The 15,846-nt window shown below is 72.7% G+C and carries 9 protein-coding genes; all 9 read left to right on the top strand.

Annotation, left to right across the window (positions count from 1 at the left end; all coding sequences use genetic code 11):
- The first annotated feature begins 27 nt into the window (after nucleotides 1-27).
- The 9 genes from ABD286_RS17185 to ABD286_RS17145 all read left to right on the top strand — a co-directional run bounded on the left by ABD286_RS17185 (nucleotide 28) and on the right by ABD286_RS17145 (nucleotide 15,802).
- Nucleotides 28-1,251 carry a TadA family conjugal transfer-associated ATPase gene (locus ABD286_RS17185; RefSeq protein WP_344195728.1) on the top strand — a complete coding sequence of 408 codons (1,224 nt, stop codon included), beginning with the start codon at nucleotides 28-30 and terminating at the stop codon, nucleotides 1,249-1,251.
- Between the two features lie 9 nt (nucleotides 1,252-1,260).
- On the top strand, nucleotides 1,261-2,169 hold the full coding sequence (locus ABD286_RS17180) for a type II secretion system F family protein (protein WP_344195726.1): 909 nt from the start codon (nucleotides 1,261-1,263) through the stop codon (nucleotides 2,167-2,169).
- Nucleotides 2,166-3,119, top strand: a complete 954-nt coding sequence (locus tag ABD286_RS17175) for a type II secretion system F family protein (protein ID WP_344195724.1) — start codon at nucleotides 2,166-2,168, stop codon at nucleotides 3,117-3,119. The genes ABD286_RS17180 and ABD286_RS17175 overlap by 4 nt, the downstream gene beginning before the upstream one ends.
- A gap of 22 nt (nucleotides 3,120-3,141) precedes the next feature.
- Nucleotides 3,142-3,342 carry a hypothetical protein gene (locus ABD286_RS17170; protein WP_344195722.1) on the top strand — a complete coding sequence of 67 codons (201 nt, stop codon included), beginning with the start codon at nucleotides 3,142-3,144 and terminating at the stop codon, nucleotides 3,340-3,342.
- A gap of 24 nt (nucleotides 3,343-3,366) precedes the next feature.
- The gene (locus tag ABD286_RS17165) at nucleotides 3,367-3,795 is read left to right on the top strand and encodes a TadE/TadG family type IV pilus assembly protein (protein ID WP_344195720.1); all 429 of its coding nucleotides are present in this window, start codon (nucleotides 3,367-3,369) and stop codon (nucleotides 3,793-3,795) included.
- Between the two features lie 38 nt (nucleotides 3,796-3,833).
- The gene (locus tag ABD286_RS17160) at nucleotides 3,834-4,274 is read left to right on the top strand and encodes a pilus assembly protein (protein ID WP_344195718.1); all 441 of its coding nucleotides are present in this window, start codon (nucleotides 3,834-3,836) and stop codon (nucleotides 4,272-4,274) included.
- Nucleotides 4,275-4,291: 17 nt separating this feature from the next.
- Nucleotides 4,292-4,780 (top strand): pilus assembly protein TadG-related protein, encoded by a 489-nt coding sequence (locus ABD286_RS17155; RefSeq protein WP_344195716.1) that lies wholly within the window; start codon nucleotides 4,292-4,294, stop codon nucleotides 4,778-4,780.
- Nucleotides 4,781-5,249: 469 nt separating this feature from the next.
- Entirely contained in the window at nucleotides 5,250-12,032 is a 6,783-nt protein-coding gene (locus ABD286_RS17150) for a hypothetical protein (protein WP_344195714.1), read from the top strand.
- Nucleotides 12,032-15,802: a hypothetical protein gene (locus ABD286_RS17145; protein WP_344195712.1), complete on the top strand. Its 3,771-nt coding sequence runs from the start codon at nucleotides 12,032-12,034 to the stop codon at nucleotides 15,800-15,802. Before ABD286_RS17150 ends, ABD286_RS17145 begins: the two co-directional genes overlap by 1 nt.
- Nucleotides 15,803-15,846 lie beyond the last annotated feature (44 nt).

The following is a 15,846-nucleotide window of genomic DNA, read 5'->3' as shown; positions in this document are numbered from 1 at the left end:
GGAGGACACGTCAAGGGGGAGGTGTTGATGGACGCGGTCATGACCGTGGAGTCGGAGGTGCGCGAGCTCATCCGGCGTTCCGGTCTCGATCCTGCGCGGGACACCCGCGAGCTCGACCGGCTCGTCCGCGACGCGGTCGCCGACTACGACGAACGCTCCCTTCACGGTGGCCTACCGACCCTGCCGAACGTCGAGGACGCGGTGAAGTCCGTGATCGACGCGGTCGCCGGGTTCGGGCCGCTCCAGCCGTACTTCGACGACCCCGAGGTCGAGGAGATCTGGATCAACGAGCCCACCAAGGTCTTCATCGCCCGTGGCGGTGTGGCCGAGCTGACCACGACGTTCCTCACGTCGGACAGCGTCCGCGACCTCGTCGAGCGGATGCTCAAGACCAGCGGCCGTCGGGTCGACCTGTCGAGCCCGTTCGTCGACGCGGTGCTGCCGGACGGTTCCCGCCTCCACGTCGTCATCCCCGACATCACCCGCGCGCACTGGAACGTCAACATCCGCAAGTTCGTCGTCCGCGCCTCCCACCTCGACGACCTCGTCGCCCTGGGCACGCTGACGCCGCAGGCCGCGACCTTCCTCGGCGCCGCGGTCGCCGCGGGCCTGAACATCCTGGTGGCCGGAGGGACGCAGGCCGGCAAGACGACACTGCTGAACTGCCTCAGCGCCGCGATCCCCGCCAGGGAGCGGGTGGTGACGTGCGAGGAGGTGTTCGAGCTCAAGATCCCCCTGCGTGACGTGGCGTCGATGCAGTGCCGCCAGCCGAGTCTCGAGGGGACAGGCGAGATACCGCTGCGCCGCCTGGTCAAGGAGGCGCTGCGTATGCGGCCCTCCCGCATCATCGTCGGCGAGGTTCGCCAGGCGGAGAGTCTGGACCTCCTCATCGCCCTGAACAGCGGGTTGCCCGGCATGTGCACGATCCACGCCAACAGCGCCCGCGAGGCGATCACCAAGATGTGCACGCTCCCGTTGCTGGCCGGCGAGAACGTCGGCAGCCGCTTCGTCGTGCCGACGGTCGCGGGTTCCATCGACATCGTCGTCCACGCGGCGCTCGAGCACGACGGGGTGCGTCGAGTGCGCGAGATCGTCGCCGTCCCCGGACGCGTCGAGGCCGATGTCGTGGAGACGGCCGACCTGTTCGTGCAGCGCGACGGTGTGCTTCGTCGCGCCGACGGCTTCCCGCCCCACCCCGAGCGCTTCCGGCGGGCCGGGTTCGACGTCGCGGCCCTGCTGGCGCAGGACTGAGGCGACGACGTGGGAGGACTCGGTGACGTCGTCGCGGCCGTGGGCGGAAGTGCGACCGGCACGCTCGTCGGGCTGCTGCTCGGGTGCGGGTTGTTCTGCATCTGGTGGTCCGCGTGGGTGCCCGCTCCACGGGTCGACGCCGCGCCGCGCGTCACGGTGTCGGACCGCCTGCGCGACGAGCTCGTGCAGGCGGGATACGACTCCGTCGGTCCGCGCAGCCTGGTCAGTGCCTGCTTCATCGCCTTCGGCGTCGTGGTCCTGATCGTTCTTGCGACGACCGGCGTCGTCCCCGTGGCGCTGTGCTTCGCCGCAATGGCTGGGTACGCACCCCTGGCGCTGGTCCGGATGAGGGCACGGCGCAGGCGGGCCAGCCTGCGGGAGCTGTGGCCGGATGCGGTCGACAACATCGCCTCGGCAGTGCGTGCCGGCCTCGCCCTGCCCGAGGCACTGAGCCAGCTGGGCCGTCGAGGTCCCGAGGAGCTGCGCCCCGCGTTCCGGGCCTTCGCGGAGGACTATCGCACCACGGGCCGGTTCCACGAGAGCCTCGACCTGCTCAAGGTCCGGCTCAGCGACCCGGTGGGGGACCGGCTCGTCGAGTCGCTGCGGATCGCGCGCGAGGTCGGCGGCAGCGACCTCGGCAGGCTCCTGCGGACGCTGTCCACGTTCCTGCGTGAGGACAGTCGCACCCGGGCCGAGCTCGAGACCCGTCAGGGGTGGACGGTCAACGCCGCACGCCTCGCGGTGGCGGCGCCGTGGATCGTGCTGGCGATGCTGTGCACCCGGCCCGAGTCGATCCAGGCCTACGCCAGCCCCACGGGCGCGATGGTCCTCCTCGTGGGGGCCGCGGTCTCGGTGGCCGCCTACCGCATCATGATCCACATCGGGCGCCTCCCCGAGGATGAGCGGGTGCTCCGGTGACCGGCGTCGTGACCAGCCTGTCCGTCTCCCTGCCGGGTGCGGCCATCGGACTCGGCCTCGGGCTGGGGCTGCTGCTGACCTGGGCCGGACTGCCACGCCGTCGCAGGGCGACCCTGGACGACCGCGTGCTGCCCTACCTGCGTGACGCCCCACGCCCGTCCCGGCTCCTCGCCGGCCGCCAGGTCGCGGGGGCCGGTGCGCTGGGGGTGCTCGCGAGACCGCTGGTGGCTGACCTGGCCGCCAGGATCGAGCGCGTCCTGGGTGGGTCGGCGTCCGTGCGCCGCCGCCTGCTGCGCGCCGGACGACCGGCGGACGTGGACCGGTTCCGGGCCGAGCAGGTGCTCTGGGGCGCCGCCGGGCTCGTGGCAGGGCTCGTGCTCGGCGTCAGCCTGTGGCTGGGCAACGGCGGGTCGGTCGGTCCCGCCGTCATCGTGACCCTCTGTGGTGCCGGTGTCGGCGTCGTGGCCCGCGACCAGTGGCTCAGCCGTGAGGCGAACCGTCGCGAGGAGCGGATGCTCGCCGAGTTCCCCACGATCGCCGAGCTGCTCGCCCTCGCCGTCGGCGCCGGGGAGGGAGCGGTCGGTGCCCTCGAACGGGTCTGTCGCCTCTCGCACGGTGAGCTGTCCTACGAGCTCGGTCGGTGCCTGGCCGACGCGCGCGCCGGAGCCAACCTCCCGACGGCGTTGCAGGGTCTGGCCGACCGCACCGGCCTAATCAGCCTGGCCCGGTTCGTCGACGGCATGATCATCGCCGTCGAACGAGGCACCCCGTTGGCCGATGTGCTGCGGGCCCAGGCGCAGGACGTCCGCGAGACCGGGCGACGGGCGGTGATGGAGGCCGGTGGCAAGAAGGAGATCGCGATGATGATCCCCGTCGTCTTCCTCGTGCTGCCCATCACGGTGCTCTTCGCGATCTACCCCGGCTTCTCGTTCCTCCGGTTCTCCCTCTGATGGCTCGACGAAAGGTACGACCATGACCGTGCTCACCAAGGCGCTGACCCACGCGCAGCTGTCACTCCATATCGCCGTCCGACGCGGCGAGCGAGGCGACGTCCCCGGCTGGGTGATGATCACCCTGATGACGGCAGGGCTGGTGGCCGTGCTGTGGACCGTGGCCGACGACCAGCTGCGCGCCCTGTTCAGCCGCGCGATGAACACCGTCTCCGGCCCCTGAGCGATGCCGGCGGGTGGTGGCCCGGTGACGGCGCGAGGACGGCTAGGGCTCGGACTCGCGGCGCGAGGTCGTCGCTGCCCGACGGGTGAGTCGGGGGCGGCCGTCGCCGACTTCGCGATGGTGTCTGCGCTCGTCACCCTGCTGTTCCTCGCCGTGTTCCAGCTCGGGCTGGCGCTGCACGTCCGCAACACCCTCATCTCCTGCGCCTCCGAGGGGGCTCGGCTCGGGGCTCGAGACGGCGCTCGTCCCGAGGACGGAGCCGAGCGGACACGCGAGCTCATCAGCTCGTCCCTGTCTGCGCGTTTCGCCGGCGACGTCACCGTGAGCACCGCGCAGGCTGCCGGGGTCCAGGTCGTCTCGGTGCGGGTGCGCGCGCCCCTGCCCGTGCTCGGGCCGCTCGGACCCGATCGGAGCCTCGACGTCGTGGGCCGGGCCTTCCTGGAGTCCCAGTGATCCTGCGCCTGCGCCGGCCAGCCCTCTGGTGTCGTCTCGTGCTCCGGCGACGCGACGGCGAGTGCGGAAGTGCCGTCGTCGAGTTCGTCGTCCTCGGGGTGCTCATGCTCGTGCCGTTGATCTACCTCGTGATGACGATGGCGCGCCTGCAAGCCGGTGCGTATGCCGCGTCGGCTGCGGCGCGTGAAGCGGCACGAGGTTTCGTCACGGCCAGGACGGTGGAGGCGGCCGAGCCGCGAGCGCTGGGTGCTGCCTCGATCGCGTTCGAGGACCAAGGTTTCCGCGCTGGCGAGGGAGTGCTGACGATGGAGTGCGACGGGACGCCGTGCCTTCGGCCAGAGGGCAGGATCGAGATGGTGGCGACCGTGACGGTGCCGCTGCCACTGGTCCCGGCGTTCGCGAGAGACCTGGTGCCGCTCGAGGTGCCGGTGTCGGCGAGCCACGTCGCGGTCGTCGACCGGTTCCGGGCGGGCCCGTGACACCACGATCTCCGTGGGTGGGCGAGATCCCACGAGCGGCCTCCCGAGCGCGGCGATCGCTGCTGCGACGAGGCGAGGGCGGTCAGGTCGGCATCCTCGTCCTCGGCTACACGGTCGTGGCCATCCTGCTGATCGTCGGGACCATCGCCGTGACCTCCGCCCAGCTGTCACGGATGCGCCTGCTCGACGCCGCCGATGGTGCTGCCCTCGATGCTGCCGACTCCCTTGACCTCGGTGCGTACCAAGAAGGCATCGAGCAGTCGGTGCCCGTGAACGACGCCACCGTCGCGCTCACGGCCCAGCGCTACCTCGCCGAACGCCCGCTGCCCGTGGGCATGAACGCCTGGACCGTCAGCGACGGCACAGGTAGTCCCGACGGCCGGACCGCGGTGGTGCGGTTGACCGGCGAGGCCGACCTGCCCCTCGTCGGGGAACTGCTCGATGCCCTGGGTGGATCGGTGACCATCTCGGTGGAGTCGCGGGCCAGGGCCGAGCTCCGACAGTGAGAGCAACCACGAGGCGGGTGGCCGGCGCCTGAGCAGGGCACTGGGGCAGGGCACCTGAGCAGGACACTGGGGCACGGCACCTGAGCAGGGCAGCGGGAGCGAGTGTGGACGCTACGTCATTGAACGCACAGCGCGTTCAATGACGTAGCCCCGACAGTGCACGGTGGGAGAGGTGGAGCGTCCGCACCTCGCGCCCGTGGCCGTCGGGCGCGCCGGTGACGATCTGCGACACGAGCACGAGCGCGGCGCGTCGGCCGGCGTCCGGATTGTCGGCGTATGGGATGGCACGGGTGTCGGCTCTGTGACAGGTCGTTGACCCGGAGCGCTGCCCGCTGGTTACCTGCAGAGAGCACCATTGGCTTGCATTCGCTGGGGATTGGCTGCGAGGGGGTACCTGCGGCCGACCTCTTCTCGGACGCCCTGACCGGCTGTCCTCCGTCGTGCCCGCACCCGCTCCGGGAGGTGTGTCGTGTCGCTCTGGGACGAGCTCCCCGCGGGAGCGCAGAGCTCCGGCGCCCTCGACCAGGTCCGCCCGCTGCTCCAGGGACTGACGGCCACCGACGAGGGGCTGCAGACCGACGACGACGGCACCTGGCACGCCTACTCCGCCACGGGGACCTGGCCGACACCGATCACGCTCGACCCCGGGTCGGGAGGCTTCGGCAACGGCGGGACGACCAGCACCACACCCATCGAGTTCCCCGACCCGACCGTCGGCGTCCAGCTCGCGCTGCACCAGAGCGGCGGGGTCGGCGACGGGGGCTGGCGAGTCACCCTGAGCGTGCCGATCGTGCTGGTACGACTGCCGTTCCTGCGCGGAGCCGAGCTCGACGGCCAGGGCCAGCTGCGGGCCAACGGCATGCCGGTCACCTTCACCCTGCCCGCCCTGCGGATCCGCGCCAAGCAGCTCACCGGCCAGTCGGTCGGCGTCGAGCTACTGTCGGCAGAGACGGGCGGCACCCCCGTCGACCACATCTACGAGTTCGTCTCGATGAACCCGCCGCACGCCCTCGTCGGCCCCTCGGACGTCGTCGGCTTCGCCTTCCGGACCGCGGTGCTCGACCTGTCGGGGACGGCCGGACCCGGCGTCCCGGCGCAGGCCCGGGCGATGCCTGCCGACTGGCAGGGCTTCTGGCTGCCCGAGGCGCGGCTGTTCGTCGCCCCGACCGGTCTCCAGGGCGTCGCCGTCAGCGCAGGAGTCCGCGACCTCTGGATCGGCCTCGGGGTCCACGCCGGGGTCACCGGCGTCTTCGAGGCCGAGGTGGTCAACCGCGGTGGGACGCCGACGATGACGGTGAGCTTCCGCACTGCGTCGGGGGAGTGGATCGGCGACCCCGGCACCGGGGCGGCCCAGGTGCCCGAGCACGCGACCCTCTTCGTCGACACCGCCGGCGGCCTCGCGCCGATCAGCGTCAGCATCACCGTCGACGGCACCGTCACCACCGACGACCGCGTCGAGCTCACCGTCCCCGCCGCAGGCAGCCTGTCCATCACCGTCACGGCGACCGACGGCGCGGGCAACACGACCACCCGCAGCCTGAGTGCGATGCGGCGCACCGATCCCAGTGACACGGGCGGCAGCTCGACGGTCAAGGTGACGCCGACGAACACCCGGCCGCACGCCATACGCGAGGTGCTGGGAGCCTCCACGGCGACGATGGTGCGCCTGACCACGGACCCGCCCGTCGCTGCGAACTGGTCGTGGGCCGGCGGCTCGGCAGGTCCCTCGACGACCGCCGACGTCCCGGTCGCGGCCGGGGCGCGGGTCGACGTCACGGCCACGTTGCCCGCGACGCAGCCACAGGTGATCGACGCGTACTACCGGTTCGCCAAGCCGGAGCCGTTCAACCCGACCATCACCGGGGCGCTGCACACGTGGGCGACCAACCCCGACAACGTCCGCACAGGTCAGGCATCGAGCCGCGACGACGCCGGCAGCTCGACGCCACTGACCCAGGCGCTCACCCCGGCGGTCATCGCCCAGATCGGTGCGGGAACGGCCCTGACAGTCAAGGGGTATGCGTCGTGGGAGGGTCCGCTGCACGACACCCCCGCGGACGCGGAGTACAACCGCAAGCTCAGCGAGCGGCGCCGCGACGTGATGGTGGACCTGTTGCGCAGCAAGGGATTCACCAACGTCACCGCGGGAAGCGCCGAGGGGTTCACCCAGGCCAAGGCCCAGACGGCCTCGGTCGAGGGGACCACACCGCCACCCGCGGCAGGCAGTGGCGTCTGGTGGCGGGCGAGGGCCACCACCGCGGGCAACGGCGAGGAGACCATCACCGCGAGGGTCGAACGCGTCGTGCGGCCACCCGCCCGGGAGGTCGACCGGACACCACCCACCGGCGGTCGCCCGGACTGCTTCCGCAAGATCGGGGTGCGCGTCGAGCTGTTGCGCAGCACCTTCATCCGGGCGGAGGTGTACGGCGAGTTCGACATCGAGACCGCCGCAGAGACGGCCCTGCGCCAGCACTCCCAGCCCGCGCTCCGACAGGGCACCCGCAACCCCAACGACGGGATCTGCACGTTCCTCGTGCGGCTGCGGATCGCCGAGGACCGCGACTCGTGGCTCGTCAGCGCCGAGTTCCGCGCTGCCGAGGCCGACCTCGACGGGCTCGCGCAGATGGACTTCGCGCACTCGAACCCCAACGCCCTCAACGTCCTCGGCGCACTGAGCATCCTCGCTCCGCTGAGCTCGGCCGCCGCCGAGCTCAGCCCGGCCGCCGGTGCGCTGGTCTCCCTCGGCAGCATCGCCCTGGGCGCCAGCAGCCTCATCAACACCCAGAAGCTCATCCTGCGCGGCGGCGAGCTCGTCGTCAGCCAGGGGGTCATCGCGCCGGACGGGTCTGCCACGGTCGACCCGCGCGGCACGAGCGTGAGCATCCTGCTCGACATCGAGGTGACCTTCACGTTCGACCTGACGATCGTCAAGGTCAACCCCGAGCACCCGGTCACCACGCGGTACAAGGCGATCGGCGTGCGCTCCTCGTGGGACACCGCCCCCAACCCTGCGAACCCCAGCCACGTCGACTACCTGCCCGTCCCCGTCTTCGACCCGAGCAGGGGCTACAGCCTCGACATCCCCGCCGGCGCCCTCACCGCCAGCCCCCCGCTCGACGAGCTGCTGCGCGTCCTGGGCTTCCGTGTCAGCCGAGACAACCCCACGTACATGGAGGTGGAGGTCGGCCTCGGGCTCGACCTCGGCATCGTCACCGTCGAGACCGTGCGGATCAGGGCACGGATCGACGGCCCGTTCGAGCTGACGCTCACCAAGCTCGCGGCCTCCATCGAGGTGCCGGGGACGTTGCACGGCAGGGGATCCCTGGAGTTCACCCCGCTCGGCTTCAAGGGCTACTTCGACCTCACCGTCACCCCGATCAACCTGCGGGCCAGCGCCGTCCTCGCCGTCGAGACCCGGGACGGCGTCACCGGAGTGCTCATCGGTGCAGAGGTCGAGCTGCCGGTGCCGCTGCTGCTCGGGAACTCGGGGCTGGGCATCTACGGCTTCCTCGGCGGCGTGGGCATCAACTACGCCCGCAACGAGGCCCCGTATGCAGCGCGGCCGGTCCCAGCGCTCGACTGGCTCCAGGCGCAGCTCCAGCGCGGCCACGTCATGCACCCGGACGGATGGACCCACACCGCGGGCTCCTACGCGTTCGCCGCCGGCATGCTGCTCGGCACCGTGGACGGCGGGTTCGTGGTCAACCTCAAGGGCATCGTCCTCATCGAGGTGCCGGGGCCGAGGCTGCTGCTCGTGATGAAGGCCGACGTCCTCAAGATGCCTCCGGTCCTCAAGGACGCCAACCAGAGCGCGACCTTCCTCGCCGTGCTGGACATCGACTTCGGACGCGGGACGATCACCCTCGGCATCGTCGCGGCCTACGAGATCCAGAGCCTGCTGAAGATCCGGGTGCCGGTCACGGCGTTCTTCGACACCGGCAACCCGCAGGACTGGCTGGTCGACCTCGGGTCCTACGAGGACCGCGTGACGGTCCAGGTGCTCGACGTCATCACCGGCAGCGGCTACCTCATGGTCCACGGCAACGGCATCACGAGCATCCCCGTGCTGCCGCCGGTCACCGGCGGGATGGCCATCGCCACGGGTTTCCACATCAGCTGCGTCCTCATGGGCAGCAAGAGCATCGGGCTCTACCTCGAGGTCGCCGGCGGCTTCGACGCGATCCTGGGCTTCGACCCGTTCTTCCTCGCCGGAAAGATCTACGTCAGGGGCGAGCTGCGCCTGTTCATCATCAGCATCGGGGCCAGCGCCGAGCTCGAAGTCCTCGTCGGCCGCACCACCCCGAGCAGCCCCGACATCACCTACGTCCACGGCGAGGTCTGCGGCGAGGTCGACTTCTTCTTCTTCAGCGTCAAGGGCTGCGTGTCGCTGACCATCGGCTCCAAGCCGAGCGAGACGCTCACCCCGCCACCGCTCGTGGCGGGTGTCAGCCTCGTCTCGCGCTCACCTGCGCTCGTCGAGGGGACGGGCGGGCAACGCTCGATCGACGGCAAGCTGGCGGACGCCCTGGGGGACGGGGTCGCCGGCGCCGCGCCCACGGTGCCGCTGGACGCCATACCGGTGGTGCTGTTCAACACGGCCCCCTCCGTCGCCGGTCCCGTCCTCGGCGGCACGCCGTTGGGCAACAGCGGCGCCCGCCCGTGGGTGCGGCTGGGCGACCGGTGGTGGACCTACCAGGTCACCTCGGTCACGCTCACCGGCGACCTCCAGCCGGCGGCGCCCGCCGGCAAGACCCCGAGCTCGTGGTGGAAGCAGACCTCACCGGCGGACCCGTCCTCCGGCCCGGCCCTCGCCCTGCTCAACTGGCTGCCGACACCGTTCAGCCGGGCCCTGCCCTACGGCGAGGCCCTGACCACGAGCGTGACCGACCGGTGGGGGACCGCCTGCAACCCTGCCGCGCCGCCGGCCTCGGTGCTGTGGACGTTCGACGGTAAGCCTCCCGGCGCCAGCACCGTCGGCTGGAACCTCACCGGCATCCCGTGGCCCGACCCGCCCGACACACTGCGCACGCGCCCGGTGCACGCCGACTGCGACGTCACGGAGGCCTGGCGGACCGGTGACGCGGCGATCGACCTGCTCCAGGGCACGAGCCCGGCCGTCGTCGTCGGCGACTCGGTGCGCTGCTGCGAGAAGGCACCCGGCCGCCCGCAGCCCGACCCCCTCAAGGGCTGGGTCGCCACCGCGGGCTCGACGTTCTCCCACCGTGCCCTGGCCACGGACGAGCGCGCCTGGACCGAGGTCGCCACGGCCCTGGCCGACGGAGCGAGTCTCGGCGACGTGCAGGCCACCCGGCTGATGCAGGGATGGGACCCAGCGCTCGGGCTGGCCGTCGGGGTGGGCGGGGGACGAGCAGCAGGTATGGCGGTCGGCCGGGCCGCGTCGACCGGGCTCGGTTGCGAGGGGCGCATCCTCCGCTCGCCCGTCCTCGACTCGGACCAGCCTGCCCCGCGCGGCACGGAGTCCGACATGGAGCGCGTGAAGCGGGCGTGGGACCGGCTCAGGTTCACCCCGGGCGACCTGCGCGACACCCTGCGGATCGCCCCCGGCGGGGGCGCGGGCGACGTGACCCTGCTGCTGCTCGTCCCCGAGGAGATCTTCGTCGAACGCCTTGTCGTGCGCTGGCTCGACGCCAAGGGCCAGGTGCTCGACGAGCGCGGGCTGTCCTCCGACGACCGGGTCGACGCCGACAACCCGCTGCCCGCCACCTGGGTCGACGGCGACGGCCCGTGGGCCGATCCGGTCTGCCGGGCCGGGCAGGTGGCGGCCCGCACCGCCGCGCGGGCGACGTGGCGACAGACCCTAGTCCTCGTGCACTCCCGCGACCTGCGGGACGTCGCGACGATCGAGATCGGTTGGGACGCAACGCAGTTCCCGAAGGACCAGGAGCCGCCCGCCTTCCACCTCGTCGCCATGACGGGTGTGGTGACGAGCGAGGCGACACGGTGGGAGTGGGACACCTCGGTCGTCACCAGCGAGCAGGAGGCCATCTCCACCGCGCTCGCCCAGGACCCCGACGACCACGCCCTGCTCGTGCCCGGCCGCTCCTACACGGTGACCGTCGACTGGAAGGCTGCCTCGGTCAAGCAGGACGCCGAGCCGACGGTGGCGCCCACGTGGGACGGTGGCCACACCGACAGCTACCGGTTCGCCGCCGACGGCCAGGACGAGTCGCCCAAGGACCTGTCGCCGTGGCTGCTCGCCACGGCCCCGGGCATGGACGACGTCGGCGTCCTGTGCGCCGAGCCGATCCGCATCGCCCTGGCGACGCAGAACGTCACCGCCCTGTTCGACGCCTACGGCAAGGAGCTGCGCGTCATCGTCCTCGCCGCCTCCGGCAAGCACCCGGTGCCGCCCGGGGGAGGGGCGCCGGGGAGCGCCTTCGCCGTGGCGCTCCAGCGCGACGGGGTGTTCCTCAAGGAGGCACGCGGGCTGGCCGTGACCACCCCGTGGGAGGAGGCTGTCGTCGAGGTGCTGAGCCAGGGGCAGCAGTGCATCGACCTCTCCGGCGAACGCACCCACCACGACGTGCTGGAGCTGCCCTACGACCTCGAGCCGCTCACCGACTACCTCATCGACATCCACGCCGTGCCCAAAGGCGCCCCTGCCGGTGCCCGGGCCCTCGTGCACCGGATCGGCTTCACCACCAGCGCCTTCGGCACCGTCGCGCAGCTGGCCGGGTTGCTGCGGGAGGCGCGTTGGCGCCATACCGTCGTCCCTGCGATCGGCCCTCTGGCGGCCCTGCCGGACGCCCCCACCGGCGACCAGCTCGACACGGCGTTCCAGGCGGCCGGGCTCACCGTCCCGCAGACCCCGGGGGCTCCCGTGGTCCAGGTGCTGTGGTCGACCGACGCGGTGCCGACACCACTGGCCGTCCTCGTCGAGTGCAGCGAGACGTTGTGGCGGAACAGGCTCATGCCGACCAAGGTCCAGGGACCAGTGGACTCGGTCGATCCCACGCACCACTGGTGGGCAGCACGCCCGACCGACTGGCTCTCGCTCAGGGCGAGCACCTCTGCGGCACCGGCGGGTTCGCTCCCCGCGGCCGGCATCACCCGCATCATCCGCGGCCCCGGACTCGGACGAGCCGTTGTCCTGCTCGACGCCGGTGCGCGCGGCAAGCGGGTCGCCCTCGACCTCGTCGTCGCCGCCGACGCCCTGGCGAACGCCTCGGAGAGCCGGGCGCTGGCCGTGGACGTCCCGCTGCAACGCGCACCCTGGGAGGAGGAGCTCTGATGGCACGCCGGTCCGACTCGTCGTTGTTCCGCGCCAAGGCCGTCCGGCTGCCGTGGGCGACCCTGGCAGCACGTCAGCGAGCGCTCCTGCGCCGGCTCGGCCACATCGACGTCGACCGCGCGGGCCCCGCGTTCGACGAGCGCCTCCTCCAGCTGCGCTCCATGGACATCCACCTGAGCTGGGCCTGCGGTCCCGGGCTCGGTGTGCCCCGTGGCGCCTTCACGGTCTGGACCCGCAGCCCCAAGGACGCGCCGAAGCGCACCAAGGCGTTCGTCTTCTCCGACCCCGTGCCGCTGGTGACCTGGGGCGCGGTCGAGGCGGGCTGCGTGGTCGTCACCTGCCGTCCCCTCGACCCCGGCCAGCCGGTCGCGGTGCTGCTGTTCCGCACCGGTGACGACCCCGACCACGTGGTCGCTGCGGCGTCGCTGCGGCCGGTCAATGCCGATCCGGTCACGCTCGAGGTCCGCACATCCGGGGCGACCTACGCGAAGGTGGTCAACGGCACCGACATCCGCGTCGCCGTCGACCCACTCGACCGGATCGTCAACGACGACGCCTGGGTGCCGCTCGAGCTCGTCGGGCTGCCGGTGGACCAGCCGCTCGCGGGCTTCGAGTACGACACCTCCGACCAGGGGCCGCTGGACCGGCTCATGCCGCCGGTGGACGCCGCGATCCACCGCCTCCTGCGAGGCGGCCCGCCGATCGGCTGGGCACCCGTCACCGAGGCGGGCCGGGCGGCGCCGCCGTGGCAGGCCCCCGACCCGAAGCTGCTCGTCGAGGAGGTCCGGCGCGACCTGTTCCCCGAGCTGCCCGCCCTCTACGACCCCAGCGTCCGCGAGTACCAGCAGTTCGCCGTCACGAGTCCGCGCACGGTCGACCCGCCGCAGCAGGACGGCCGGACCTCCTCGCTCGGCACCACCGCCGACACGGGGCCGTGGCCGATGCTCATGCTCCCCGCGCTGAGCGACCCCTTCCTCAACCTCGCCTGCGGTTTCGGGGCCAGCTACACGATGGAGCAGATGGACGACGTCCAGGTGCAGGTCGGTCGCTGCGACTTCCTCGTCACCGCGAAGTACTCGCGCCTCGCTCCGCCCGACCGCGGGGGAGCGGAGTTCGCCGCCTACGCACCCGCCCCCGAGCCGCACCTGGTCGTACCGGCGCCCACCGGGCTCACCTCCGAACGCGCCGGGCTCGTCGGCCCGGTCGTACCGGACGCACCGTGGAGGGAGTCGGTCCGCCTCGCCTGGGACCGCGTGCCGAAGGCTGCCGCGACCTCGCCGGTGACCGAGTCCGCCCTCGCGCGGTTCGACCTCCTGACCACGGGCCCGGCGGTCTCACTGCTGCCGCGGCGCGACGCCGGCGGCGACCGTCCCCTGCTCGTCACCCCGGACGGTCCCGAGGGCAGGACGGGCAACAACCGCATCGCCCTCGTCGACGGTGGGCAGGAGATCCCGATCGGCAGCGGTGGACGCCACCTCGGCTACGCCGTCGCGGTGAGCGACCTGCACGGCATCTGGTCACCGTGGCAGGACGTCGCCTGGAACGGCGACGAACCCGCGCCGCAACCCACCCGCCTCATCTCGGTGGCCCTGGACACCCGGTACGCCGGCTCCCCGTCCTGCCCTGCGACCCTCAAGGCCGAGGTCGCCGTCGAGTGGGAGGAGCGCACCCCGACCCAGGTCGACCTCGTCGCCATCTGGTTCCCGATGTCCTCACCCACCGCGACCCCGCCCGCAGGGCTGTCGCCGGACGCCGTCACCCCGGGCGGGTGCTTCCGCCGCGACCTCGGGTTCGGCTTCGTCGGCGACACCCCGGTGCCGTCCGGCTGCACCGTGCGACCGCTGTCCGCCGACGGCACGGAGACCGTCGTCCCCGGCCCGGCCCAGGGCGACGGTGGGCGTCGCTACGCCGTGGTCGCCGACGTCCCCACCCTCGACTTCGGGAGCACCGGGCGCTGGGGCGTCCAGGTGTGGGCGCGTCGGCACCTGCTCGTCGGGGCGAGCCCCACCCCGTGGTCCCCGGGGGAGCCGCACCCGGCGCGCACCAGCGCGGCGAGCCCGGTGCCGGTCGTCCCCCTCCCGCCGCCGCCGCTGCCCGGGGTCCCGCTCGGCAGCACCCTCGACGCCCAGGGCTGCAGCCACGTGCGGGTGGCCTGGTCGCTGCCGGGCGGCGCCGACGTGCGGACCTGCATCATCTGGGAGGTCAACGAGACGTCGCTGCGCCAGCGGGCGGGCCTCACCCCCAGGGCGCCCGACTCCACGGTGCCCGGTCAGCGCCTGGTGGACCTCAGGACGGCGTACGACGCCATGACCCCGACCCAGCGCCGGGCCGCCTTCCGCAGGTTCCAGGAGGTCGACGGCGCCGACCGGACGTACGACGCCACCCTGCCCAAGGGATCCACCGACATCCACCTCTTCCTCGTCACCACCATGACGAGGTCCGGGGTGGAGAGCCCGTGGCCCGACTCCGGGACCCCCCACGAGCACCTCCAGGCCGTGATGGCGCCGCGGCTGCGCCGCCCCGCGCCACCGTTGGCACGTCCGTCCGTCGCCGCGGACGGCACCGTCACGATCACCCTGTATGCCGCGAGCGACATTGCGGTGCAACGGTTCCGGTTGCACCGGACCACCTCGGAGGAGGCTGCTCGCGACGTGTCCACGATGGGTCCGGCGTTCGCCGAGGTGGCGGTGACGGCCGTGCCGACGCCGGCGGACGTCGACCGCGTGCTGGGACAGCCGATCTGGTCGGCCACGTGGACCGGCACGCTGCCCGGCCGCTGGGACCCCTGGCTCCTGCGCGCCGTGGCGGTGCCGGTGGACACCGTGCCGGCGAAGGGGGAGCGGGGGCTCCCGTCGGTGGCGTCCGACGTCGTCCCGCTCGTCGTGCCGCCGGGTGCGCCCGAGCTGGAGCCGTTGACCGCCGAGGTCTGGGGCGGCGGCCACCGGGGCGTGCTCGTCCGGTCTGCGACGACCGCCCCGCCGCGCTGGTTGCCCGCCGGCGTCCACCGCCTCGACGGGACGGCCGGGGCGGAGGGCGTCGCGGTCGTCGCGCTGCCCGAGGTCCCCAGGGCCCCACTGACCGCTCCGCCGGCTGCGGCCTCGACGACACCGATCATCGAGCAGGGGGACAGGGTGGCGGGGCGGTCGCCGCTCGCCCTGTGGTTCACCCGCCCGGTGGCCGCGGACCCCGTCGACGTGCTCCTGCGCCTGGTCGACCCCTTCGGCCGCGAGGTGACCCGAGAGCTCACCGTGCCGGGGTGGGTCGAGCCGCCCCCGGACGTGACGCTCGAGCTCGTCGACGTCTTCACGATCGCCGGCCGCGGCGTGCACGTCGGCATCCGGACCAACGCCAGCGCCAGACGACGTCCGCCCTACGTGCTCGAGGTGGTCGCCTCCCAGCTCCTCGGACCGGTCGTGCTGCCCGACCGGCCACCGCCGTTCCGCGAGAGGTTCCCCGGTGGCCTCGGCGGTCCCGTGCGTGCCGGTGGCGTCGGGGGAGGGTTCCGACGGGGACTGCCCTTCCCACCCGTCGGGCCGTTCCTGCCTCGCGTCCGGACGCTCACGGGGACGTTCCCGTTCGACGAGATCCCGTGGGCCTCCGACGGACTGCCCCGGACCGGTGAGATCGCCGTGGTGCGCAACCGGCTCCGGCGGGGACCCGGCGCCCCTGCTCCGTACGAGGCGTTCATCCCGCTCACGGGGGCGGTGCGGATCTCGGTGGGCGTGCTCAGCCCCGAGGGACAACGGGTCACGGCGACGGCCACCACCTGAGGTCGGCGCGGTGGGCGCAGAGCCCACCACGCGGCATACCCGCG

This window comes from Pedococcus aerophilus (genome assembly GCF_039532215.1).
Classification (GTDB): Bacteria; Actinomycetota; Actinomycetes; order Actinomycetales; family Dermatophilaceae; genus Pedococcus; species Pedococcus aerophilus.
Note: the sequence above shows the minus strand (reverse complement) of the source record. Positions and strands in the feature narration are given on the sequence as shown.

Coding starts and splice junctions, on each gene's coding strand:
- ABD286_RS17185 (WP_344195728.1), top strand. CDS start 28: ATGGACGCGGTCATGACCGTGGAGTCGGAGGTGCGCGAGCTCATCCGG.
- ABD286_RS17170 (WP_344195722.1), top strand. CDS start 3,142: ATGACCGTGCTCACCAAGGCGCTGACCCACGCGCAGCTGTCACTCCAT.
- ABD286_RS17145 (WP_344195712.1), top strand. CDS start 12,032: ATGGCACGCCGGTCCGACTCGTCGTTGTTCCGCGCCAAGGCCGTCCGG.